The sequence below is a fragment of the Mycobacterium kansasii ATCC 12478 genome (genome assembly GCF_000157895.3).
Classification (GTDB): domain Bacteria; phylum Actinomycetota; class Actinomycetes; order Mycobacteriales; family Mycobacteriaceae; genus Mycobacterium; species Mycobacterium kansasii.
The window spans coordinates 2105268-2128780 of the sequence record NC_022663.1; the positions used below are offsets into that span (position 1 = coordinate 2105268).

Annotated in this window: 19 protein-coding genes; 6 read left to right on the forward strand and 13 right to left on the reverse strand. The window is 66.2% G+C overall.

Annotated elements, in window-relative coordinates:
• Positions 1 to 2: 2 nt before the first annotated feature.
• The 4 genes from MKAN_RS08910 to MKAN_RS08925 all read right to left on the reverse strand — a co-directional run bounded on the left by MKAN_RS08910 (position 3) and on the right by MKAN_RS08925 (position 5911).
• Positions 3 to 2390 (reverse strand): cation-translocating P-type ATPase, encoded by a 2388-nt coding sequence (locus MKAN_RS08910; RefSeq protein ID WP_023367410.1) that lies wholly within the window; start codon positions 2388 to 2390, stop codon positions 3 to 5.
• A complete protein-coding gene (locus tag MKAN_RS08915; RefSeq protein WP_036393602.1) occupies positions 2387 to 3979 on the reverse strand; it encodes a serine hydrolase in 1593 nt (530 codons plus the stop codon). Before MKAN_RS08915 ends, MKAN_RS08910 begins: the two co-directional genes overlap by 4 nt.
• Before the next feature lie 76 nt (positions 3980 to 4055).
• Positions 4056 to 5174, reverse strand: a complete 1119-nt coding sequence (locus MKAN_RS08920) for an MBL fold metallo-hydrolase (protein WP_099184983.1) — start codon at positions 5172 to 5174, stop codon at positions 4056 to 4058.
• A gap of 5 nt (positions 5175 to 5179) precedes the next feature.
• Entirely contained in the window at positions 5180 to 5911 is a 732-nt protein-coding gene (locus MKAN_RS08925) for an enoyl-CoA hydratase (RefSeq protein ID WP_023367416.1), read from the reverse strand.
• Between the two features lie 26 nt (positions 5912 to 5937).
• Here MKAN_RS08925 and MKAN_RS08930 point away from each other — a divergent pair, with 26 nt between their 5' ends.
• Positions 5938 to 7419 (forward strand): carboxyl transferase domain-containing protein, encoded by a 1482-nt coding sequence (locus MKAN_RS08930; protein WP_023367418.1) that lies wholly within the window; start codon positions 5938 to 5940, stop codon positions 7417 to 7419.
• A 22-nt stretch (positions 7420 to 7441) separates the two neighbouring features.
• Here MKAN_RS08930 and MKAN_RS08935 read toward each other — a convergent pair whose 3' ends face one another.
• A complete protein-coding gene (locus MKAN_RS08935; protein ID WP_023367420.1) occupies positions 7442 to 9265 on the reverse strand; it encodes an ABC transporter ATP-binding protein in 1824 nt (607 codons plus the stop codon).
• The gene (locus tag MKAN_RS08940; protein WP_023367422.1) at positions 9262 to 11082 is read right to left on the reverse strand and encodes an ABC transporter ATP-binding protein; all 1821 of its coding nucleotides are present in this window, start codon (positions 11080 to 11082) and stop codon (positions 9262 to 9264) included. Before MKAN_RS08940 ends, MKAN_RS08935 begins: the two co-directional genes overlap by 4 nt.
• A 495-nt stretch (positions 11083 to 11577) precedes the next feature.
• On the opposite strand from MKAN_RS08940, the gene prrA reads away from it, so the two are divergent.
• Positions 11578 to 12288, forward strand: coding sequence for a two-component system response regulator PrrA (prrA, locus tag MKAN_RS08945; RefSeq protein WP_023367425.1), 711 nt, complete (start codon positions 11578 to 11580; stop codon positions 12286 to 12288).
• Positions 12289 to 13629 (forward strand): two-component system sensor histidine kinase PrrB, encoded by a 1341-nt coding sequence (gene prrB / locus MKAN_RS08950; RefSeq protein ID WP_023367427.1) that lies wholly within the window; start codon positions 12289 to 12291, stop codon positions 13627 to 13629.
• Positions 13630 to 13642: 13 nt separating this feature from the next.
• Here prrB and arfC read toward each other — a convergent pair whose 3' ends face one another.
• From arfC to arfA, 3 genes are read right to left on the reverse strand one after another with little or no spacing between them, the layout of a single operon-like run.
• Positions 13643 to 14230: a channel accessory protein ArfC, sunset domain variant gene (gene arfC, locus MKAN_RS08955; RefSeq protein WP_023367429.1), complete on the reverse strand. Its 588-nt coding sequence runs from the start codon at positions 14228 to 14230 to the stop codon at positions 13643 to 13645.
• Positions 14227 to 14382 carry a channel accessory protein ArfB gene (gene arfB / locus MKAN_RS31075; RefSeq protein WP_023367431.1) on the reverse strand — a complete coding sequence of 52 codons (156 nt, stop codon included), beginning with the start codon at positions 14380 to 14382 and terminating at the stop codon, positions 14227 to 14229. The genes arfC and arfB overlap by 4 nt, the downstream gene beginning before the upstream one ends.
• A 12-nt stretch (positions 14383 to 14394) precedes the next feature.
• Positions 14395 to 15393, reverse strand: coding sequence for a channel-forming protein ArfA/OmpATb (gene arfA, locus MKAN_RS08960; protein WP_023367433.1), 999 nt, complete (start codon positions 15391 to 15393; stop codon positions 14395 to 14397).
• 105 nt (positions 15394 to 15498) lie between these two features.
• Here arfA and MKAN_RS08965 point away from each other — a divergent pair, with 105 nt between their 5' ends.
• Together MKAN_RS08965 and MKAN_RS08970 are read left to right on the forward strand one after the other, a co-directional pair.
• Positions 15499 to 15762, forward strand: a complete 264-nt coding sequence (locus MKAN_RS08965; protein ID WP_023367435.1) for a DUF2630 family protein — start codon at positions 15499 to 15501, stop codon at positions 15760 to 15762.
• Positions 15763 to 15803: 41 nt separating this feature from the next.
• Positions 15804 to 17369 (forward strand): phytoene desaturase family protein, encoded by a 1566-nt coding sequence (locus MKAN_RS08970; RefSeq protein ID WP_023367437.1) that lies wholly within the window; start codon positions 15804 to 15806, stop codon positions 17367 to 17369.
• Between the two features lie 40 nt (positions 17370 to 17409).
• Here the strand turns inward: MKAN_RS08970 and MKAN_RS08975 are convergent, their stop codons facing one another.
• From MKAN_RS08975 to pdxH, 3 genes are all read right to left on the reverse strand, one after another.
• Complete coding sequence (locus tag MKAN_RS08975) at positions 17410 to 18705, reverse strand: citrate synthase (RefSeq protein ID WP_023367439.1); 1296 nt, start codon at positions 18703 to 18705, stop codon at positions 17410 to 17412.
• A 189-nt stretch (positions 18706 to 18894) separates the two neighbouring features.
• Positions 18895 to 19038: a hypothetical protein gene (locus MKAN_RS30390; protein WP_155254702.1), complete on the reverse strand. Its 144-nt coding sequence runs from the start codon at positions 19036 to 19038 to the stop codon at positions 18895 to 18897.
• Between the two features lie 245 nt (positions 19039 to 19283).
• Positions 19284 to 19910 (reverse strand): pyridoxamine 5'-phosphate oxidase, encoded by a 627-nt coding sequence (gene pdxH, locus MKAN_RS08980; RefSeq protein ID WP_023367441.1) that lies wholly within the window; start codon positions 19908 to 19910, stop codon positions 19284 to 19286.
• A gap of 91 nt (positions 19911 to 20001) precedes the next feature.
• Here pdxH and MKAN_RS08985 point away from each other — a divergent pair, with 91 nt between their 5' ends.
• A complete protein-coding gene (locus tag MKAN_RS08985) occupies positions 20002 to 21123 on the forward strand; it encodes a citrate synthase 2 (protein WP_023367443.1) in 1122 nt (373 codons plus the stop codon).
• Between the two features lie 119 nt (positions 21124 to 21242).
• Here MKAN_RS08985 and MKAN_RS08990 read toward each other — a convergent pair whose 3' ends face one another.
• Positions 21243 to 22841 (reverse strand): Ig-like domain-containing protein, encoded by a 1599-nt coding sequence (locus MKAN_RS08990; protein WP_023367446.1) that lies wholly within the window; start codon positions 22839 to 22841, stop codon positions 21243 to 21245.
• Positions 22842 to 23513: the final 672 nt, after the last annotated feature.

The following is a 23513-nucleotide window of genomic DNA, read 5'->3' on the forward strand; positions in this document are numbered from 1 at the left end:
GTTTACTTTTCCGGACGCCGCCATACCTGCGGTTTGACGCCGAGCACCCTGGCCCGAATCCACCATGTCGCCTCGATCACGCCGGCCCCGATCACGCCGATGCCCAAGGCAATCGACGTCACAACGAGGTTCGACGGGTCCAGGAAAAACTTCTGCTGCGCCAGCGGAAGGCTGAAGATCGCCAAATAGGCGGCGCCGGAGGCCATAACCAGTCCAAGACGCCACCATTGATAGGGCCGTGCCACCACCGCAAGCACCCATAGCGCGGTCACGAGCAGCGTGATCAGGGCTGCCGTCGAGGCTTGCGTCCGTTCATGCCATGTCGAGTGACGGCCAGGATAGGCCACGAGGTAGGAAACGAAAGTCGCGGTGCCCACCACAAGTCCGGACGGCAGCGCAGAGGTCAACACGCGCCGAACGAAGCCGGGATACGCGCGCTCGTTGTTGGGCGCCAGGGACAGGATGAATGACGGAATGCCGATGGTGAACCACGCCGCGATGGTCACATGGATCGGTTGGAACGGATACAGCAGCGGATCAGCCCCCAGTGGCTTGGCAAGCAAGCACTCGATCCCCACCAGCAACGCCAGCAGCGCCGAATACACTGTTTTAGCCAGAAACAGATTCGCGACTCGTTCGATATTGCCAATCACCCGGCGGCCTTCGGCGACCACGTAGGGCAAGGTGGCAAACCTGTTGTCCAGCAAGACGATCTGCGCTACTGCGCGCGAAGCCGGGCTGCCCGCCCCCATCGCCACGGCGATGTCGGCGTCCTTGAGGGCAAGCACGTCGTTGACGCCGTCGCCGGTCATCGCCACTGTATGCCCGTGCGACTGCAGGGCATGCACAATGGCTCGTTTCTGGTCGGGACGCACCCTGCCGAACGTCGTGAAGGATTCCAACGTGTCGGCCAGTTCGGCGGGCTCGGCAGGGAGTTGACGCGCATCCAGCACCTCGCCCCGCAGCCCGAGCTTGCCGGCGACCGCCCCGACCGACACGGCGTTGTCGCCAGAGATCACCTTTACCGAAATGCCTTGGTCGGCAAAGTATTCAAGCGTTTCGCGGGCGTCGGGCCGGATCTTCTGCTCGAGCACCACCAGAGCGACCGGGGTGACCCGTCCGGGCGCGTCGGGATGGTCCACGGCGACGTCGGAAGCACCCAGCAGCAGCACCCGCAACCCCTGCGCCCCAATGCGCTCGGCCTGTTCGGCGGCTGTCGATGCCGAGTCGAGCAGCACATCGGGTGCGCCGATCACCCAGTTGCCGTGATCATGAAACGAGGCGCCGCTCCATTTTGTCGCGGACTTGAAAGACGCTGTCGCAGTTAAGCTCCAGCCGGGCGGCGAATGACAGGCCGCGGCGATCGCCTGCATGCTGGCATTGGGTCGGTCGTCGGCAGCAGCCAGGGAAGCCAGCACGTCGACGATACGATCGTCAGCAGTGCCCAATCCACTGATCTCGGATACCCGCATACCGCTTTCGGTCAGCGTGCCGGTCTTGTCGGCACAAACCACGTCGACTCGGGCCAGCCCCTCGATGGCGGGCAATTCCTGCACCAGGCATCGGCGTTGGCCTAATCGGATGACGCCGACCGCGAACGCGATCGACGTCATCAACACCAGACCTTCGGGCACCATCGGCACCAGGGCGCCCACCGTCCGCAGCACCGATTCCCGCCACCCGGCCTTCGTGGTGAACAGCTGGGTATAGACGGTCAGCAGTCCCGCCGGCACCAACAGGTAGGTGATGAACTGCAGAATCCTGTTGATACCGTTGCGCAGTTCGGATTTCACCAAAGTGAACTTGCTGGCCTCGGCGGCCAGCTTGGCCGCGTACGCTTCCCGGCCCACCTTGGTCGCGCGGTAGGCTCCCGTTCCGGAGACGACGAAACTGCCCGACATCACCGGGTCACCGGGGTCTTTGGCGATCGGGTCCGCCTCACCGGTCAGCAGTGATTCGTCAACCTCGAGGTTCCTGTCCTCGACGACCTCACCGTCGACGACGACCTGGTCTCCTGGCCCGAGTTCGATGATGTCGTCCAGGACGACTTCGCTCGGAAACCGGGTCTGAGTACCGGATCGCCGGCGCACCAAGGGTTTGGCCTGCCCCAGGATCGCCAAGCTGTCCAGCGTCTGCTTTGCCCGGAGCTCCTGAATCATGCCGATGATGCTGTTGGCGATGATGAGCAGACCGAACAGCCCGTTGATCACCGAGCCCGTCGCCAACACGATCGCCAGCAGCACGCCCAGGATCGCGTTGATGCGGGTGAACACGTTGGCCCGGATGATCTGCGCGACGCTGCGGGTGGTCCGTTCCGGGATGTCGTTGCTCTTGCCCTCGGCTAACCGTTGTGCCACTTCGGCATCGGTCAAGCCGGGCGCGGCGCTCATCGAGTAAACGTTCCCAGCTTGTCGGCGTCGTAGTATTCGAGGTTCAGCGTGGCGACAGGGAATCCGGAAAAGACAGCCTTGGAAATGGATCCGGGCAAGGCGTTTTCGGTCGACAGCGGGAAAGTGAAAGTGTCTGCGTCCCAATGCGTCAACGTGAATGTCTGGTTCTTCGGCCCCAGCGACAGCTGCAGCTGGCCGTCACGTTCGGTCACGGTGGCCGGACCCCAGTAGTCGTTGGCATAGACCCCGACGTAGTCGCTCAACGGCCGTGCCGGCGCGGGGCTGACCGGAGGCTGTTTGCCGACCAGCGCCCCCTCCGGGTTGTTCAGCGGGGCAAGTTGCTGCTTATACAGGGTCGCCCAGTCCTCGCGGACCTGGCCGTACTGCACCAGGTCCATGAATTCGGCCGTCAGCGTTTCCGGCACTCCGTAGGGTGCGGCATTGGTCAGGGCAATGATGGCGAGGTCTTCGGACGGCAGGACCGTAAAATTCGTCGCGGCCCCCAAGCCGAATCCGCCGGAATGTCCGTACTGGGTGCGACCCGACGAGTTCACCGACACGTTGAATCCGTAACCATAGGTGCCCGCTCGCGCCTTGGGCAACCGCGCGGGAGTCGAGATCACTTGCGGTGTGATGGCCGGCAAGAGCGCCTCGGGCGACGTGATCTGCTGACCGTTGTAGGTGCCGTTGGCCAGCACCATGGTCAGCCAGTGCGTCATGTCGTTGAGCGAGGAGCTGACCCCGCCTGCGGGCGTTTGGGCATCGGGATCCCGTTGGAAACGGGCCTCCCATTTGTCTGCGACCTTGATGTGGGTTACCGCGTGGTTGGGTCTGGCCAGGAAATCGGCGAACCGCGAGCTGGTTGACGTCATTCCCAGCGGACGGTAGAGCACCTCGTCGGACAGCTCCGCCCAGGGCTTGCCGGCCGCGGCCGCGACCGCTTCGGCCGCAGCGGTCACCCCGAAGTTGGTGTAGGCGTAGCTGATCCGAAATGGTGCCAGCGGCAAGTACTTGAGCCGCTGCAGCACCTGCTGCCCGTCGTAACCCAGATCCTCCAGCGGGTCACCGGCATGGTCCGGCAATCCGGAGCGATGCGAGTAGAGGTCGGCGATGGTCACATGGCTGGTGACGTAGGCATCGCCGAGTTCGAACCACGGCAGCTTCGCGACGACGGGCGTATCCCAGGTGACCACGTGGGTGCCCACTTCGTGCGCCACCACCGTCGCACCGACCGATTTGGACACCGATGCCAGCTGGAAGACGGTGTCGGCGTCCACCCGGTTGTCCGGACCGTCGGTCTTGCTGGCATCCTTGATGCCGAAACCCTTCGCGTACAACGTCTTTCCACCGTGGACAACGGCCACGGCCATGCCGGGGATGCCGCTGGTCTTCATCAGCTCGGCGACCAGGCCGTCGAGCTTCGCCACCGCCTCGTCGATACGCCCGGCCGGAATGTCCAGGCCCGAAACCTCATTGGGCGGAACGTTGGATCGCGCCGACGTCGGGCCGGATGCCCGCTGCGCGGGCCCGCATGCCACCAGCGCCAGCAACATCCCAACTAATGCGGCCGTCGCCGCGCGTCTCGTCATGGCCGCTCACTCTAACCCGGTGCCGAATCGTGCCGCGTGAGCGACGTGGCACGCGGCCGGGTCCAGCGCTGCCGAGCTAAAGCCGCCACCACGGGTTGGATCTCAACGGCCCGGCCGGATCCACCCGCTGACCCGGCAGCGGCACCGCCACCTTGACCCGCTCGGGCTCAGCGGCCGCTATCAGCCGCTCGACCGGTTCTGACCATGGGTGCGGAGCCAGCCGGAAGGTGCCCCAGTGCACCGGCACCAACAGCCCCGCGCCGGAATCGGTGACCTCCAGATGGGCCCGGATCGCCTCCTCGGGGTTCATGTGGATATCCGGCCACGCGGTGTTGTAGGCACCGATCGGCATCAGTGTCAGATCGAACGGCCCGTGGTCCGCACCGATCTGAGCGAAGCTCTTGGTGTAGCCGCTATCACCGCCGAAGTAGGCGCGATGACGGGGACCGATGAACGCCCACGACGCCCACAAGGTGTTGTCACGGCTCAGGAAGCGTCCCGAAAAGTGCCGTGCCGGCATACAGACGATCCTGAGCTGGTCAACTTGACCGCTCTGCTGCCAATCGAGTTCGACGATGCGCTGCTCGGGAATGCCCCACGCCCGCAGATGGGCACCGACCCCGAGCGGCACGAAGAACGGCGCGCGCTGGGTGCGGGTCAACGCGATGACGGTGTCGATATCGAGATGGTCGTAGTGGTCATGGCTGATCACCACCGCATCGACGGCCGGAAGGCCCTCCAATTGCACCGGCGGCGGATGCAGCCGCTGGGGCCCGACGAGATCCGAGGGCGAGCACCGGTCGCTCCACACCGGATCGGTCAGCACCCGGTAACCGTCGATTTCCACCAGCGCCGTCGAGTGACCGAACCAGCTGACGGCGAGCCGGCTGGCGTCACCTTTGTAGATCTCCGGGGCGGCCAGCGGGATCGGTTTCGCGGGCCTGCTGCCACCGCGATTACCCACGAACTCCCAGAGAATGAGCCGCAGTTCCTCGCGGCCCATGACGTATATGGACCCCGGGTCGAGGTTGACGAAGCTGCCGTCCCGGTAGTGTGGCGACCCCTCCGAAATGGCGCGGATGGTCGCGGGGTTTGCCCCGAGCGCAGCCGGTGCGCCGTGCAGTGCCCGCACGAGCCAGCCACCTGCCGCCAGCGAGGCCGTGCCGGCGGCCAGTCGTAGCGCTCGGCGCACCACCACGACTATTCCCCCTGAAACCTCGGCGGCCGCTTCTCCACGCGCGCAACCTGTGCCTCGATGACATCTTGGCTGCTCCAGGCCCGATCGAAAAGCTCCTTGTGCTCCGGCCAGGGCTCCTCGATGGCGCCATCGTCGTTGAGCACCCGCTTGGCGTGCTGAATTGCCAGCGGCGCCAGGCCGGCGATCTCGGTGGCCCAGGCCTGCGCGTCGGCCAGTGTCCCGATCCGGTTGGCCATTCCGGTGTGCAGCGCCATCTCGGCTGTCAGCTTCTCCGCGGCCAGCAGCATCGCGCGCGCCCGTCCGTGACCGACCAGCGAGGAGAGCCGACGGATGCTCCAGTTGTCCAGCGCCAGACCATATTTGGACGTCGGAAACTGAAAGAACGCCTCCGGCGCGACTACTCTCAGGTCGCACTGCATGGCCAGCTGCAGGCCCGCGCCGATAGCCGGACCGTTGATGGCGCCGATCACCGGTATCAGGGTGGCGTCCATCACCCGGTGCAGCTCGATGAGCCGGTCGGGGTAGTCGGCGGCGAATGCGTCGCCGGACAGGTCCGCTCCGGCGCAGAACGCCGAGCCTTGTCCGGTGAGCACAATCGCCCGGATTGAGCCGTCACCGGCCTTCAGGAATGCCTCCCGCAGCTCCTCCACGAGCTGGGAGTTCAGGGCATTGCGGCGCTCCGGGCGCTGCAACTCGATTGTCAGCACGGCCTCGGCCTGGGTGATACCGATCATTGCGCCAGCCTATATAGCCTCATCGGGTGAGTCGTATCACGACCGACCAACTGCGCGACGCGGTGCTGGATGAGGGCTCGTTCACCAGTTGGGACACCGACCCGCTGCCAGTGCCGGTATCGCAGTCCTACGCGGGTGATCTGGCGCGGGCCCGCGCCGCCACCGGCCGCGACGAATCGGTGCTCACCGGCGAGGGGCGCATCTTCGGGCGACGCGTCGCGGTGGTGGCGTGCGAATTCGGCTTCCTCGCCGGATCGATCGGGGTTGCGGCGGCGGAACGCATCACCGCCGCCGTCGAGCGCGCCACCGCCGAGCGCCTGCCGCTGCTGGCGTCACCGAGTTCCGGCGGCACCAGGATGCAGGAGGGCACGGTCGCCTTCCTGCAGATGGTGAAGATCGCCGCAGCCGTCCGGCTGCACCAGCAGGCACACCTGCCCTACCTCGTCTACCTGCGGAATCCGACCACCGGCGGGGTGTTCGCGTCGTGGGGCTCGCTGGGCCATGTCACCGTCGCCGAACCGGGTGCCCTGATCGGTTTCCTGGGTCCACGGGTGTACCAGCTGCTCTACGGCGAACCCTTCCCCGACGGTGTTCAGACCGCGGAGAATTTGCAACGCCATGGCGTGATCGACGGCGTCGTCGCGCTCGACGAGCTGCGCCGCACGGTGGATCGGGCGCTGACGGTGCTCACCGATGCTCCCGAGCCGCCGCCGGCGCCGGCGCAGCCCGAGCCGGTACCCGACGTGCCGACCTGGGACTCGGTGGTGGCGTCGCGACGGCCCGACCGGCCGGGTGTGGCGCGGTTGTTACGCGATGCCGCCACCGACCGGGTGCTGCTCTCGGGTACCGGCTATGGCGAAGCGGCGACGACGCTGCTGGCCCTGGCTCGCTTCTGCGGCCAGCCGGCGGTGGTGCTGGGCCAGCAGCGAGTCGTCGGGGGACTCGTCGGTCCGGTGTCGCTGCGTGAAGCCCGGCGAGGCATGGCGCTGGCCGCCGAGCTGCGGCTACCGCTGGTGCTGATGATCGACACCGCCGGACCCGCGCTGTCGGCCGAAGCCGAGCAGGGGGGGCTGGCCGGACAGATCGCCCAGAGCCTTGCCGACCTCGTCACACTGGACACCCCGACGGTGTCGGTGCTGCTGGGCCAGGGCAGCGGTGGGCCGGCGTTGGCGATGGTGCCCGCCGACCGGGTGCTGGCCGCGCTGCACGGCTGGCTGGCGCCGCTGCCGCCGGAGGGTGCCAGTGCGATCGTGTTCCGCGACACCGCCCATGCCGCCGAGCTGGCCGCGGCCCAAGGCGTCCGGTCGGCGGACCTGCTGGCCGCCGGGATTGTCGACGTCGTCGTGCCCGAGTATCCCGACGCCGCAGCCGAGCCGGTCGAGTTCGCCCGACGGCTGTCGCGCGCCATCGCGGCCGAGGTGCATGCGCTGCGGTCGGTTCCCGACGCCGAACGCATGGCCGCTCGGTTGGCGCGCTATCGACGCATCGGGTTGCCTCAAGACACCTAGACCACACCTAGACCCCCCCGGCCTAGCTCTCGGCGCCTGGTGCCATCCATTTCGGGTGGCCGTGCCCCACGACAGTGCCCGGCGCATTGTCGGCGACGATCTGGCCCCGTTCGCCGAGAACCACCAGCCGGTCGGCACCCTCGGCCGCGTCGAGCCGCTGCGAAATGACCAGCGTGGTCCGGCCCGCCAGCACGGTCTGCAGGGCCCGTCGCACCGCGCGTTCGCCGGGGACGTCCAGTAACGACGTCGCCTGGTCCACGATCAGCACCGTCGGGTCCGCCAGCACCGCACGCGCCAGGGCGATGAGTTGTCGCTGGCCCGCGGACAACGGCACGCCGGTGCCGGCGACCTCGGTGCGGTATCCGTTCGGGAGCGCGGCGATGAAGTCGTCGGCGCCGACCGCGGCGGCCGCGTCCCTGACCTGCGCATCGCTGGCGCCGGGCCGGCCGAACCGGATGTTGTCGGCAATCGAGCCGGAGAACACAAAGGTTTCCTGGCCGACCAGCACGACATGCCGGCGCAGCTCGGCGCGGGACAGATCTCGTAGATCGACGCCGTCCAGGGTGATCGATCCCGATGTCGGGTCGGAGAACCTGGCCAGCAGTTTGGCGACGGTGCTCTTGCCGACGCCGCACGCGCCGACCAGCGCCACCGTCTGGCCTGCCGGCACGGTCAGGGACAGCCCGGACAGGACGGGACGGCCCGGCACGTAACCGAAATGGACGTTGTTGAACGCGACGGCTCCGCGCAGAGAACCCAACGTGCGCGTGCCCGGGTATTCGATTGCGGGCCGCCGGCGCAGCGCTGCGGCCAACTTCTCCAGCGCCGACGTGGCAGCCTGAAATGCGTTGAAGAAATGGGTGATCTCGTGCATCGGCTCGAAGAACATGCGCAGGTACAGCAGGAAGGCCGCGAACGTTCCGATCGTCATCTCGCCGTGCAGCACCCGGCTGCCGCCGTAGAGCAACACCAAGCCGATGGTTAGGTTGCCGATCACTTTCACGCCCGGCGTGAAGACGGCCATCAGCTTGAAGGACTTTTCGTTGATCACCCGGTACTGATCGGCGATGTCTTCGAACACCACCTGATTTCGCGGCTCCTGCCGGTATGCCTGCAGGGTCTTGATGCCGGCCATCGACTCGATGAACTGCATGATGACCAGCGCCGTGCTTTCCCGCACCTCACGGTAGGTCTTCGACGATTCGGCCCGAAACCACGCGCCCAGGCCCAGCAATACCGGAAACACCGCCACGCAGACCAACCCCAGCCGCCAGTCGAGCACGACCAGCAGCACGGCGATACCGAGCGGCGTCAGCGCCGCCGTGATCAGGCAATCGAACCCGGCGGCAAGCATGTCTTGGACGGCCTCGACGTCGTTGGTCAACCGGCTGACCACCCGGCCCGTCGTATACCGGTCGTGGAAGGCTGTGTCGAGCCGCTGAAAGTGCCGGAATACTTTGCGCCGCAGATCCAACAGGACCGTCAGGCGGACCGCCCCGGCGCGGTTGAGGAAGAACCACCGGCACAGGCCGTGAATAAGCACCGCTCCGCACAGCGTGACGACGATGAGCAATAACGCGCCGGCCGAGCCGCCATGCATGATCGAGGGAATCCCGTAGTCGATGCCACGCCGGACAAGCAGTGGAACCGAAAGTCGCGCAGCGTTTTCCAGCACCGCCAGCAGTAGTAGCAGCAGCAGGGTCGACGTGTGCGGCCGCATCAGCGAGCCCAGCAGTACACGCGCGCGGCGGCCGTGGGCCATGGCCTCGTCGAGGGCGGGATCATGGTCGGCGCGATTGGCGTCGCGGCCGTGGACCACCCTCGGCCGGGTATCCAGTGTCGTCATGGTTTCTCCACCAATGAGCTCGCGAAAATCGTTGCAGAACAATCGATATGATCGCCAGTCATGAGATGGCGGTACCGCGGCACCTGGGCAAGCAGCTCGGCATGCGTGCCGATGTGGGTGATGGTGCCGTGCTCGAGTAGCGCGACCCGGTCGGCTTGTTGGGCCGTGGACGGCCGGCGGGTAACCACCACGCTGCTGGCCCCGCGCAGCGCCCGGGGCAACATGTCGGCTGCGGGCAGGGCGTCGTCGATTATCAGTAACGCCGGCGCGGCAACCAGTGCCCGGGCGATGCATAGCCGCTGCCGTTGCCCGGTGGATAACCGCATGCCCTGCTCGCCGATACGCGTGTCGAACCCGAACGGCAGGTCGTAGACGAACTGTGCCCCGGCCAGCTCGATCGCCTCGACCAGTTCTGCGTCGCCGGCCGCCGGCCGGCCCAGCCGTAGGTTCTCGGCCACCGACATCGAGAACACCGTCGGCTCTTCGAACAGCGGGCAAACCAGTCGGCGCAGCGCCGACAGCGACAACTCACGTATGTCACGCCCGTCCAGAAGAATCCGGCCCTCCGAGACGTCGTGGATCCGAGAGAGCAGCTCGGTCAGCAGCGACTTACCCGCACCGGTGGAGCCGACGAGCGCCAGCGTCTCGCCGGGTTCGAGGCTCAGCGTGACATGCCGGAGCAGCCACCTGCCACCAGCGTCGCCCGGAACTCGGAACCCGACGTCACGCAATTCCAGTCGACCGCGGGGCGCCGAGTCCGACTGCACTCCGTTGTCGAATTCACCTGGGGCATCGAATATCTCGGCGATGCGGTTCGCCGCCGTCATCGCTTCCTGGGTCATCGACAGCAGGAAACCCATCGCGGTGACGGGCCACACGAGCGACAGCGTCATCGTGATGAACGCGGCCAGGGTGCCGATGGTGACCAGTCCGTGGCCCACCGCATAGGCGCCGAAGCCCAACAGGACGATAAGGGCCACATTGGGGATGACCTCGAGAAGGGTCCAGAACTTTGCGGCTACCGACACCTTGCGGCGACCAACGTGGTAGAGCGTCGTGATCGCCGAGTCGAACTGCTCGAATACCTGATCTTCGCTCCCGAATGCCAGGACCGCGTCGCGGCCCAGCGTCGACTCCTCGACATGCGTTGCGACGTGGCCGGTCTGGTCCTGCACCTGACGCGACAGCCGAGTGAACTCCCCCTGGTAGTGCAGCACCGTGGCGACGATCGGCACGATGGAACCCAACACGACCAGACCCAGCGGCCAGTACATCACCAGCAGACACACCGTCACCACGGTGATTTGCAGCAGGTTGAGCATCATGAATACCGCGCCGAATGACAGCAAGTCGCGAATCGTGCCGAGATCGTTCATGATCCGCGACACCAACTGGCCGGACTGCCATCGTTGGTGAAACGACATCGGCAGGATCTGCAGGCGCGCGTGCAGGTCTCGGCGGATATCGGCTTCGACTCCCATGGTCGCGTGCGCGGTGAGCCAGCGACGGATGAACAGCATCCCCGCCTCGCACAGGCCGAGCCCCATCGCCGCGGACCCCAGTACCCACAGCCCGCGTTGGTCATGGTGGCGCACCGGTCCGTCGATGACGGCTCTCGTCATGATCGGAATACCCACCGTCGCAACCAGGCTGGCAGTCGCGGCTACCACGATGACGATCCAGCGGGTGCGATAGGGAATCAGGTACGGCAACAGCCGCTTGAGATCGGTTGCCGCCCGGCGCCGCTCCGGCGCTACGGCGATTGCCGGCGACGGATGCCGCGCCGCTGTCCCCGGCGCGCACCTCACTTCAGTCACGAAGAATTCGTCTCCCGATCTCGTTACGGGAAGATGGCGCCGAAATATCGAACCCGCAACGGCAAATGCCGGTCAGGACATCGAATATCTTGACCTGCCACCTGATTTCGATGATGACATGCCAGTGATATCTGGCAGTCGCAGCGTAGCGTCGAATCCGTAACCATTCAGCCAACATTGACGTTCGCCACCTGCCGGGCCCGCGGCAGCGGCGATCCGGGATCGAGCCGTCGGACCTCCGCAACATTCGAGGAGTGCCTACACGGAACATGCCCGCGCCGCACGTTCCTGCTCGCGATAGCGCCGCGCTGCAAGCGGTGAATTCCCGCTCGGTCTGGTCGGGTTCCAGGCGCCTGCGGCGCGGGCGTCGGCGTCGCCGCCGCCGCGGCTCCCGTCGCCGTCGAGGTGAGTCGAACAGGCTGGCGGTAAGCCGCCGGACAGGCACAAGCGACCCGGCGGGCGGCGTCCCACCGCCGCGGGTGACAATCAGGCAAAATGAGCGGCATGGAGACTGGTGTGAGCTCACCTCGGGTCTTGGTGGTCGATGACGACTCCGATGTCCTGGCCTCATTGGAACGCGGCCTGCGGCTGTCCGGGTTCGAGGTCTCGACCGCGGTAGACGGCGCCGAGGCCCTGCGCAGCGCGACCGAGACCCGCCCGGACGCGATCGTGCTCGACATCAACATGCCCGTGCTGGACGGCGTGAGTGTGGTCACGGCACTGCGCGCCATGGACAACGACGTGCCGGTCTGCGTGCTGTCGGCACGCAGCTCGGTTGACGACCGAGTCGCTGGTCTGGAGGCCGGTGCCGACGATTACCTGGTCAAGCCGTTCGTGCTGGCTGAGCTGGTGGCCCGGGTGAAGGCGCTGTTGCGCCGCCGCGGCTCCACCGCGACGTCCTCCTCGGAAACCATCACGGTGGGCCCGCTGGAGGTGGACATCCCGGGCCGGCGCGCCCGGGTCAACGGCGTCGACGTCGACCTGACCAAGCGCGAGTTCGACCTGCTGGCAGTTCTGGCCGAGCACAAGACGGCGGTGCTGTCGCGCGCGCAGCTGCTGGAGCTGGTATGGGGCTACGACTTCGCCGCCGACACCAACGTCGTCGACGTGTTCATCGGGTACCTGCGGCGCAAGCTCGAGGCCAACGGCGGACCCCGGCTGCTGCACACCGTGCGCGGCGTCGGCTTCGTGCTCAGGATGCAGTGAGTGAACATCCTGTCGCGGATCTTCGCCCGTACGCCCTCGTTGCGGACGCGGGTGGTGGTTGCGACGGCGATCGGCGCCGCGATACCGGTACTCATCGTCGGAACCGTGGTCTGGGTGGGGATCACCAACGACCGCAAAGAGCGGCTGGACCGCCGCCTGGACGAGGCGGCGGGATTCGCGATCCCGTTCGTGCCACGTGGCCTCGACGAAATCCCGCGCTCCCCCAACGACCGCGACGCCCTCATCACGGTCCGCCGCGGTGATTTGGTCAAGTCGAATTCCGACATCACTTTGCCCAAACTGCACAATGACTACGCCGACACCTACATCGGCGGAGTGCGCTACCGGGTGCGCACGGTGGAGATCCCGGGGCCCGAGCCGACGTCGGTAGCGGTGGGCGCGACCTATGACGCCACCGTCGCCGAGACCAACAACCTGCACCGCCGGGTGCTGTTGATCTGTGCCTTCGCCATCGGCGCGGCAGCGGTGTTCGCCTGGCTGCTGGCCGTGTTCGCGGTGCGGCCGTTCAAACAGCTGGCCGAACAAACGCGGTCGATCGACGCCGGGGACGAGGCGCCGCGGGTCGAAGTGCACGGCGCCAGCGAAGCCATCGAGATCGCCGAGGCGATGCGCGGCATGCTGCAGCGCATCTGGAACGAGCAAATCCGCACCAAGGAGGCGCTGGCGTCGGCTCGCGACTTCGCCGCGGTGTCCTCCCACGAATTGCGCACTCCGTTGACCGCGATGCGGACCAATCTCGAGGTGCTGTCCACCCTGGACCTGCCCGAAGACCAACGCAAAGAAGTGCTCAACGACGTGATCCGCACCCAATCGCGCATCGAAGCCACACTCAGCGCCCTGGAGCGGCTGGCCCAGGGCGAATTGTCGACCTCGGACGATCATGTGCCGGTCGACATCACCGAGCTGCTCGACCGCGCGGCCCACGATGCGATACGCATCTACCCCGACCTCGACGTCTCGCTGGTGCCGTCGCCGACCTGCATCATCGTCGGGCTGCCGGCCGGCTTGCGGCTGGCCGTCGACAACGCCATCGCCAATGCCGTCAAACACGGCGGCGCCACCCGGGTGCAGCTGTCGGCCGTCAGTTCGCGGGCCGGCGTCGAGATCGCCATCGACGACAACGGCAGCGGAGTACCCGAAGAAGAGCGCCAGGTGGTGTTCGACCGGTTCTCCCGCGGATCGACGGCGTCCCATTCGGGATCCGGTCTCGGGCTGGCGTTGGTGGCGCAGCAGGCTCAGCTGCACGGCGGGACCGCGTCTTTGCAGGACAGCCCGCTGGGCGGCGCGCGGCTGCTGCTGAAGCTTCCCGGCCCGAGCTAACCGAACGCCGGTTTCACTCCCGTCGCGCGCTTTTGCGCCAAGGCGTGAAAAAGGCCCGTGCCGCGGCACCTTCGTCCTGGAACCAGACCTGGGCCACGGTCGCGTCGTAGTCGGGATCGTCGGGGGTGTAATAGAGCCTGGTATCCGTGCGGCCCTTGACCAGCCATCCCTCCGGTCCGCTGCCGTCGGCGCCGGCGCGCGCGGAGCCCGGACCGTAGGGGGCAAACCGCGCCGGGGATTGCAGCGAAGATTCCCCGATTACCACGGTCTGCTCGGCCGACGACTCCGTTGCGTCCGGGACCTGCTGTGCCGGCGTAACTTTCGCGGGTGCGATCTCTTGCGTTGACGCAGTGTCCGCATCGGGGGTCTCGGGTACCTTCTTGGCGGCCGGGATCTTCTTCGCCGGTGCCCTTTTGTGGGCGACGGCCCTCTTGCGCGGCGTCTCGGCGGCAGTGGCCTTCTTCGCCGGCCGGCGCGGCATGGTGCCCGACTTGTGTTGCGGTAGTTGTTCTTTGACCGGGCCGACCATCAGGGTGAAGGTCAGCAGCATGCCGAGGGCGAAAGCCAGCCCCACCAGCCACCAGTGCACGTGGCCCGTCACGGCGCTGCCTCCGTCTCATGCGCCTCGTGCTCTTGCAGTTCTTGCTGTTCTTGGCCGGCGGGCTTGACGAAGACGGTGGCGATCACCCATGCGAGAGCCGAGCCTGCCACGAAGGCAGCCAGGTAGTACAACCACTGGATCACGAAATCCACGCTGGATTCTCCTTAGCTGACCACGATTTCGACGCGGCGATTCTTGGCGCGACCCTCGGGTGTGTCGTTGCTGGCGATGGGGTTGGCGGAACCGTAGCCCCGGGCGGTGATGTGATCGCGGGCAACTCCCTGGGCGGCCAGGAAATCGGCGACGGTGGTGGCTCGCTGAACACTCAACGGAAAGTTGATGCCCTCGCCGCCGCCGTTGTCGGAGTAGCCGTTGACGGTCACTCGTGCGTCCGGACAGGCTTTGAGTTTGGCGGCTACCTGGCTCAGGATCTGGTTGTCGGCAGGTGTCAGGCTGACCCCGTCGTTCTTGAAGGCAATCGCCCCGCCCGTCAGGGCATTGATGACCGCCGGTAGGTCGGCACACGGGCCGGCGGCACCCGAGCCTGGCGGTGGACTGGCGCCCGGCGTCGGGGCCGGCCCCTTGACCTCGATGTTGTTCACGATCTTGACTCCGGGCCAAGAAGTTTTGGCTGCACGCTCCACCGCATCTTTCTGATCGGGCGATGCGGCGGTTCCCGACAAGGTCACGGTGTTTCTCTCGACCTTCAGGCTGAAGTCCGGGATTGCGGCGCCGGCGGTGAAAACCGGTTCCGCGTTTGCGAAATCGAGGGCGCGGACCAGAGGATCGATACGGATTTGATCGATGACGGTGACGCCCGGAGTCAGCACGTTCCTGAGTGCCGCCAGCAGCGCCGCCTTGGCATTGTCGTCGGGAAAGTCGCCGATAAGCGTAATGGTGTTGCCACTGCGGCTGATTGAAAGCAGCGACCATGACACATCGGAGGCGTTGGGCGTGCTACTGATCGTTGTCAGGGTGGGCAGGTCACCGGTCGGGGCGGTGACGGACGTGGGACGACCGAATGCGCCGTAACCGATTGCCGCCATCAGCAACGGAATAACCGCCAGCGCAATCAGCCAGGCGACGCCGAGCGGGTGCCGGCGGAATCTGCGCGCGTGGGCCGGTGCGGGCGCCGTGTCTGAGACCGGCTGGGTACCCGCCATTGCCCCGCCTCTCGCCGTTGAAAAGTTATCTGTACCGCCCTCGGGCGATATGCAGCCTACCGACTGTCCAGCGGCGAAACCGCGAATGTCAGGCACACTGGAGCAATGGCTAGCGGGAGCAAACCAACGGACAGCGAGACCCTGGCGCAGATCCGCGACCTGGTCGCTGAGGAGAAGGCGCTGCGTACGCGGCTGCAGCACGGCGACGTCGCCGAGTCCGACGAGCATCAGCAACTGCGCCGCATCGAAGTCGAACTCGACCAGTGCTGGGACCTGCTGCGGCAGCGACGGGCACTGCGCGAAACCGGTGGTGACCCGCGCGAGGCACATCTGCGTCCCGGCGGCCAAGTCGAGGGGTACCTCAGCTAGCGCTCAGCTAGCCCCGATCCGGGCTGCCTGTCGACACCACCATGCAGGAATACGATGCCGTCGTCGTCGGCGGCGGTCACAACGGCCTGGTCGCGGCCGCTTACCTGGCCCGGGCGGGGCTTGCGGTGCGCTTGCTGGAGCGGCTGCCGAACATCGGTGGGGCCGCGGTGTCGGCGCAGGCCTTCGAAGGTGTCGAGGTCCGGCTATCGCGGTATTCCTACCTGGTCAGCCTGTTGCCGCAGCGCATCGTCGACGAACTGGGCGCACCCGTGCGGCTAGCCCGTCGACCGTATTCGTCGTATACGCCGGACCCGGCTACCGCCGGGCGGTCCGGTCTGCTCGTCGGGCCGAACGGCGCGGGCACATTCGCTGCGATCGGCGCCGCGGCTGACGAGCATGGCTTCGACGCCTTCTACCGTCGTTGCCGACTGGTGACCGAACGGCTCTGGCCGACGCTGATGGAGCCACTGCGCACCCGGCAGCAGGCACGCCGCCACGTCGTGGACCGCGCCGGCCGGGTGGCGGCGGGCGCCTGGCAGGCCATGATCGACGAGCCGATCGGACACGCCATTACCGGCGCGGTGGCTAACGACCTGGTCCGGGGGGTGATTGCGACCGACGCGCTGATCGGCACCTTCGCGCGACTGGACGACCCGTCGCTGAGGCAGAACATCTGCTTCCTTTATCACGTGCTGGGCGGGGGCACCGGAGACTGGGACGTCCCGGTCGGCGGCATGGGTTCGGTGACGTGGGCCCTGGCTGCCGCAGCCGCCCGCCATGGCGCCGAAATAACTACTGGCGCAGATGTTTTCGTGGTAGATCCGACCGGGGAGGTGCGCTACCGCGCGGACGGCGACGAGCATGTGATCCGAGGGCGGTTCGTGCTGGCCGGCGTGACACCGGCGGTTTTGGCCGGCCTGTTGGGCGAACGGGAGCCCTTGCTGACCCCGGGCGCCCAGATCAAGGTGAACATGGTGGTACGCCGACTACCCCGGTTGCGGGACGCCGGCGTCACCCCGGAGCAGGCCTTTGCCGGGACCTTGCACGTCAACGAGACCTGGACCCAGCTGGACACTGCGTATTCGCACGCAGCCGGCGGGCGGCTGCCCGATCCGTTGCCGTGCGAGGCGTACTGCCATTCGCTGACCGATCCCAGCATCCTGTCGGACCGGCTGCGCGACGCGGGAGTGCACACCATGACCGTGTTCGGCTTGCACACGCCACATTCGCTGTGCTCCGGCGCCGACCCGGACGCCGTGCGCGGCCAGCTCACGCGGTCGGTGCTCTCGTCACTGGACTCGGTTCTGGCCGAACCTATTCAGGATCTCCTGATGACCGACGCGGGCGGCCGGCCGTGCATCGAGACCACCACCACGCTGGACCTGCAGCACGCGCTGCACATGACCGGCGGCAACATCTTCCACGGCGCCCTGTCGTGGCCGTTCGCCGAGGACGACGAGCCGCTGGACACACCGGCCCGGCAATGGGGGGTGGCCACCGGCCACGAACGGATCATGCTGTGCGGCTCAGGTGCCCGCCGCGGCGGCGCAGTATCGGGCATCGGCGGGCACAACGCCGCCATGGCGGTGTTGGCGTCACTCGACTAGCACTCGACTAGCACTCGAGTAACACTCCGATTAGCGGCGATTACCGCCCATCGATGGCCACGTAATCGCGCGCGGTGTAGCCGGTGTAGATCTGGCGCGGGCGACCGATCTTGCTGTCGCCCTCGTCGTGCATCTCCCGCCAGTGCGCGATCCAACCCGGCAGCCGACCCAGCGCAAACAGCACGGTGAACATCCGAGTCGGGAAACCGAGCGCACGATAGATCAGGCCGGTGTAGAAGTCGACGTTCGGGTACAGCTTGCGCTCGATGAAGTAGTCGTCGGTCAGCGCCGCCTCTTCGAGCTCCTTGGCGATACCCAGCAGCGAGTCGTCGCCGCCCAGCTTGGACAGGATCTTGTCGGCCTGTTCCTTGACGATCCGCGCGCGTGGGTCATAGTTCTTGTAAACCCGGTGGCCGAAGCCCATCAATTTGACGCCGGCCTCGCGGTTCTTCACCTTGCGGACGAATTCGCCCACGTCGTCGCCGCTCTCGCGGATCTGCTCGAGCATTTCCAGCACCGCTTGGTTGGCGCCGCCATGCAGCGGCCCCCACAACGCGTTGATGCCGCCGGAGATGGAGGTGAACAGGTTGGCCCGCGACGAGCCCACCAGCCGCACCGTTGATGTCGAACAGTTCTGCTCGTGGTCGGCGTGCAGGATGAACAGCATGTCCAGCGCCCGCACCACCTCCGGGTCGGCCTGGTAGGGCTCGGCCGGGAAGCCGAACGTCATCCGCAGGAAGTTCTCCACCAATGTCAGCGAGTTCTCCGGGTAGAGGAACGGCTGGCCGACCGACTTCTTGTAGGCGTAGGCAGCAATGGTAGGCAGCTTGGCCAGCAATCGGATGGTTGACAGCTCAACCTGGTTGTTGTCCATCGGGTCCAAGGCATCCTGGTAATACGCCGAGAGGGCGTTGACCACACTGGACAACACCGGCATCGGGTGTGCGTTACGCGGAAAGCCGTCGAAGAACCGCTTCAGGTCCTCATGCAGCATGGTGTGGCGCTGGATGCGGCCGGTGAATTCGGCCAGCTGGTCAGGGGTGGGCAGCTCGCCGTAGATCAGCAGGTAGGAGACCTCGATGAAGGTCGACTTCTCCGCCAGCTGGTCAATCGGGTAACCGCGATAACGCAGAATGCCGGCGTCTCCGTCGATGTAGGTGATGGAGCTCTTGCACGAAGCGGTGTTGACAAAGCCGACGTCGAATGTGGTGTAGCCGGTCTTGGACAGCAGTGGACCGAGCGAAATCCCGTCTGCGCCTTCGGTGGCATGGGCGATCTGCAGGTCGATCTCGCCCCCCGGGTACTTCAGAGTTGCGGTGTCGTCGGTGTCGGCCACGAGAACCCCTTTGCGCTCTGGCTGATATGGCAGCCCCACTCGGTGCGTATAGGTGAAGGTAGTCGTTGACACGACGGAGCGCCTGCCCGGGGTCGAATCTGCCGGTCGTGCGGCGCTTGTCGGGTCTTTCCGGGCTTGTCCGCGCATTGGGGTAGGCCATCGCGCGCTTGCGGGGTCTCGAGCGCACGCTCACGGCGTCGAGGGTGCGGCTGCGGCGTCGAGTGTGCAGTCACGGCGTCGCGTGTGCAGCTGCGGCGTCGAGCGTGCGGCTGCGGCGTCGAGTGTGCAGTCACGGCGTCGAGCGTGCAGCTGCGGCGTCGAGTGTGCAGTCACGGTGTCGAGCGTGCGGCTGCGGCGTCGAGTGTGCAGTCACGGTGTCGAGCGTGCGGCTGCGGCGGGCCCGCGGCCCTTTGGGCCACCGTGAGCTCACATTCGGAACCGGCCACTACACACTCGGCACACTCGGCCCGCCAGCGGTTTGATATGGGAACTACTCTCCCCTATACCGCCGCTTCGCGGCGCCGCGTCGGCGGCGCGCATCGCCCCAATGGCGCTTCGCGCCCCGCGTCGTCGGCCCGCTAGGGCTGCAGCCGCTCGATATGGCCGCCGGCCACCCGGATCCTGTTGTGTACCCGGTTTTCCCGGCCCTGCCAGAACTCCACCACCTCAGGGCCAATGAGATAACCGCCCCAGTTCGGCGGAACCGGAATGTGCTCCGCGTCGGCGAACCGCGCAGTCACTTCAGCAAGTAGATCGAGCAGCGCCGCGCGCGACGCGATCGGCTGCGACTGGTGCGACGCCCACGCTCCAAGCTGCGACCCACGCGGTCGCTGGGACCAGTACTGCTCGGTCACTCGGGGATCAACCCGGCTCACCGGGCCCCGGATGTGGACTTGTCGACCCAGCTGATACCACGGAAATGTGACCGACGCATAAGGCACAGCCGCCAACTCGGCGCCCTTGGCCGACTCGTAGTTGGTGAAAAAGGTGATCCCCGTCTCGTCCACGCCCTTGCACAGCACCGATCGGCTGACCGGCCGGCCCGCTGCGACGGTAGCCAGCACCATCGCATTTGGCTCGACGAGGCCGGCGCGTTGAGCGTCGGCAAGCCAGGTGCGAAACAAAGCGAGCCATCCGTCCGCGAGCCAGGCTTCATCGAGGTCGGGGCTTCCGTCCTTCTCGGCGGACCCGTACTCAACCCGCATCCCAGCCAGATGATCTGTCATCGTGTCAACGCTAGCGGTGTCGCTACCAGCCGGTAGCGTCCGCGGGGAGGTGGGGTGCGAGAATTTGCCTATGACTGTGGTCCCGGAAGGTTTTGTCCCTGGTCTTGATGGCGTGGTGGCCTTCACCACCGAGATTGCCGAGCCGGATAAAGACGGCGGCGCATTGCGCTACCGCGGCGTCGATATCGAAGATCTGGTGAGTCAACGGGTCACATTCGGAGACGTGTGGGCGTTGCTGGTGGACGGCGAATTCGGCCATGGGCTGCCGCCGGCCGAACCGTTCCCGTTGCCCATCCACACCGGCGACGTGCGGGTCGACGTGCAAGCGGGACTGGCGATGCTGGCCCCCATCTGGGGGTATGCGCCGTTGCTCGACATCGACGATCGCACGGCCCGCGAACAGCTGGCCCGTGCATCGGTGATGGCACTGTCCTACGTCGCGCAATCCGCGCGCGGCATCTATCAGCCGGCCGTACCACAGCGAGTCATCGACGAATGTTCAACGGTTACAGCGCGTTTCATGACCCGGTGGCAAGGCGAGCCGGACCCCAGGCATGTCGAAGCCATTGACGCCTACTGGGTGTCGGCGGCCGAGCACGGCATGAACGCCTCGACGTTCACCGCACGCGTGATCGCCTCCACCGGTGCGGACGTCGCCGCAGCGCTGTCCGGGGCGATCGGCGCGATGAGCGGACCGCTGCACGGCGGGGCGCCGGCGAGGGTGCTGCCGATGCTCGAAGAAGTCGAGCGCACCGGCGACGCGCGTGGTCTGGTCAAGAAGATCTTGGATCGTGGCGACAAGCTGATGGGCTTTGGACACCGGGTCTATCGCGCCGAGGACCCGCGGGCGCGGGTACTGCGCGCAACCGCGGAACGGTTGGGCGCACCGCGCTACGACGTCGCCATGGCGCTGGAGCAGGCTGCACTGGCCGAGCTGCGGGAACGCCGCCCGGACCGGGCGATCGAGACCAATGTGGAGTTCTGGGCCGCCGTCATCCTGGACTTCGCCCGAGTGCCGGCGAATATGATGCCGGCAATGTTCACCTGCGGGCGTACCGCTGGCTGGTGTGCGCACATCCTCGAGCAGAAGCGACTCGGCAAGCTGGTCCGCCCGTCGGCCATTTATGTCGGGCCGGGTCCGCGCAGCCCCGAATCTGTCGCAGGGTGGAACCAGGTTCTCACGTCCGCTTGATTCAACGCGATTTTCGACGCGAAGCCCTCGCACCGCGCAGCCGGTCCCGTTGGTTGCCCACAGTCGTCAGGCGCTGAAAGGCAACCGCCGGCCGTCGAGACCTGGGGACGGTTGGCAGTCTAGGGACCCACATTGTCGGCGGTGTACTGAAAGGTGACCATGGGCGGACTGTGATCAGACAGCGGCTGCCCATTGGAATTGAAGAACTTCGGCGCCTCGTTGCTGTAACCGGTCGCGGTCAACGTCACGCCCTGACCGCTTCGGTAGAAGATCTTGTCCAGCAGCTCGCACTCGTTGCCGACCTTGCACGTAGGTGCGAAGGGTGGGCTGGTGGGACCACCCTGGACCTGGACCCACGCATCGGTCAGCAAATTGTTCGCGGCGAATTGCAGAAGCGCGCTTTGGTCGTCGGAATACAGGGCGTTGAAGTCGCCCGTAACAATGACCGCGTGGCCCCCGGAATTCTGCTGGATGTAATTGGTGAGCTGAGCAAGGTTGGCGTTGGTGAACGCGCCCCCGCCGGTATTCGTATGCAGGTTGTAAAGGTCGATGGTTTCACCACCCGGAAGCTGCAGCTGGCTATAGCTGAAGCCTTTCACGGTGAGGCAGTTGTCGGCGCTGCACTGCCACCATGTCTGCCGGTCGAGCCTTTTCACCTTGAACTGTGCAAGGGTATTGAGTCCGTCGGAGAAGGGCACGCCGATAGGCCACAGCAGCGTGGGTGGGCTGGGCGGTGTCTGGCCGGGCATATCCGATTTCTTGACCAGGAAATCATGGTAGGCGAAGTCTTCCTGGACGTTGGCGACATAGTAGGAATTGAGCCGCTGCCCAATCTGTTTGGTGTACAGAAAGCGCGGCAAGATTGCGCTGGATAGCGGAAATGGCAGCCCGGCAATGTTGTAGGTCAGCATGCTGAAGGCACCGCTTATCGTCGTGGTCGGGACGCCACCCACGAAGACGGTCACGGTGGCGACGTCGTCGTGTCCGTGGAACGGACCCAGGTATCCCGCCAGGCCGTGTACGTGCAGGCTGGTGTCGTCGCTGACGGCGACGGTGAAGGTGTCGTTGCCGACGAAACCCGGATCGGCCGTATAGGTGAAGCTGGCTGTTTGTTGGTTGATGTTGACGACGCCGTGCTGCGGTCCGCCAGGTGTACCGCGCGGATTGACCTTGAAGGTCATCCTGTTGCCGTCGGGGTCGTAGGCCGTGAACGGAACGGGGCCGGTGCTGCCGTTGATGGGGATGCTGACTTGTTGGGGGGTCGCGACCGGAGTCCGGTTGAAGATGACGGGCACAACCCCGTTGCGGACCGCGGCCAGAAAATCGATCACGGCATTGAGCAGGTCATCGGGAATGCTGGCAGGGTCGACCGGTTGCGCGCTGGCGCCCGGCAGGGCCGCGCCCGGGACCGCAGCTGCCGCGCCCGGCACCGCAGCCGCCGCGCCCGGGACCGCAGCTGCCGCGCCCGGCACCGCAGCCGCCGCGCCCGGCACCCCAGCTGCCCCGCCCGGCACCGCAGCCGCCGCTCCCGGTACCCCGGCTGCTACCGCGCCCGTGTCCGACCCGGCTGGCGGTGACGGCACGTCTGCCCACTCGCCAGCCGAGGAACCCGAATCCGTTGGCGCAGCGTAACCGACCGTAGGGTTGGTCGGCGTGCTGCCAGCCAACAGAACAGCGGTTATCGCCCCGACGCCGCCGATACGCCTGGCATAACCCATGGATTCTCCTTGCGCATCCACTAGTGGGCCGGTGATTGTTGAACTGTCAGTGGATAATTCGGTGCTCGTCGTTGCTTGCCGTAGCATTTTCGGGTCGCGTTGCGCACCTGACATCAGAGGTGTTTGAACCCGAGGTGCGAATGCCGAGCGAAGTTTGCCGCGCCACGAGAGCCATTGTCAATATCCGACTTTGGGTAGCTGACCTAATCGCCTTCGGGTGTCCCGCCGGCACTTTCAACAAGTTGCCGAGTTCGGCGAGGCACCCGCTCGGAGGCGGGGTGACGCGTGCCGCGCGTCGCACGCAATTGCCCGGCCTCGATAATCTCGGCGGCAGAAGCAACCCTCCGCTCATTCCACGAGCCTTCTGGGGTGACACCGAGAAGTTGCCATGTCTTCGCTAAAAATGCTGACATACAACGACATTGGGTTGCGATTTTGAAGAGGGCGGGCTGAGCAGGCTTGCGAAGCTGCCGCTCGTCTACCGGGCGAGCAACGGTGAACAACTGTCGCCTGATTCGGCGTCATTCGAATACTGTTGGAGAGCAACCGATGTGGGTGCCCCGACCCCGCAGAGAGCCAGCGGTTTCACAGGCGCTGGTCGTCGTTTCAACGGAAGCCTCGCCTACGTACGTGAACCCTTGGCCGGTCGACGTGTCGGATGTGAACGGCGGC

Coding starts and splice junctions, on each gene's coding strand:
- MKAN_RS08910 (WP_023367410.1), bottom strand. CDS start 2,390: ATGAGCGCCGCGCCCGGCTTGACCGATGCCGAAGTGGCACAACGGTTA.
- MKAN_RS08915 (WP_036393602.1), bottom strand. CDS start 3,979: ATGACGAGACGCGCGGCGACGGCCGCATTAGTTGGGATGTTGCTGGCG.
- MKAN_RS08925 (WP_023367416.1), bottom strand. CDS start 5,911: ATGATCGGTATCACCCAGGCCGAGGCCGTGCTGACAATCGAGTTGCAG.
- MKAN_RS08935 (WP_023367420.1), bottom strand. CDS start 9,265: ATGACGACACTGGATACCCGGCCGAGGGTGGTCCACGGCCGCGACGCC.
- prrA (WP_023367425.1), top strand. CDS start 11,578: ATGAGCGGCATGGAGACTGGTGTGAGCTCACCTCGGGTCTTGGTGGTC.
- arfA (WP_023367433.1), bottom strand. CDS start 15,393: ATGGCGGGTACCCAGCCGGTCTCAGACACGGCGCCCGCACCGGCCCAC.
- MKAN_RS08965 (WP_023367435.1), top strand. CDS start 15,499: ATGGCTAGCGGGAGCAAACCAACGGACAGCGAGACCCTGGCGCAGATC.
- MKAN_RS08970 (WP_023367437.1), top strand. CDS start 15,804: ATGCAGGAATACGATGCCGTCGTCGTCGGCGGCGGTCACAACGGCCTG.
- pdxH (WP_023367441.1), bottom strand. CDS start 19,910: ATGCGGGTTGAGTACGGGTCCGCCGAGAAGGACGGAAGCCCCGACCTC.
- MKAN_RS08985 (WP_023367443.1), top strand. CDS start 20,002: ATGACTGTGGTCCCGGAAGGTTTTGTCCCTGGTCTTGATGGCGTGGTG.
- MKAN_RS08990 (WP_023367446.1), bottom strand. CDS start 22,841: ATGGGTTATGCCAGGCGTATCGGCGGCGTCGGGGCGATAACCGCTGTT.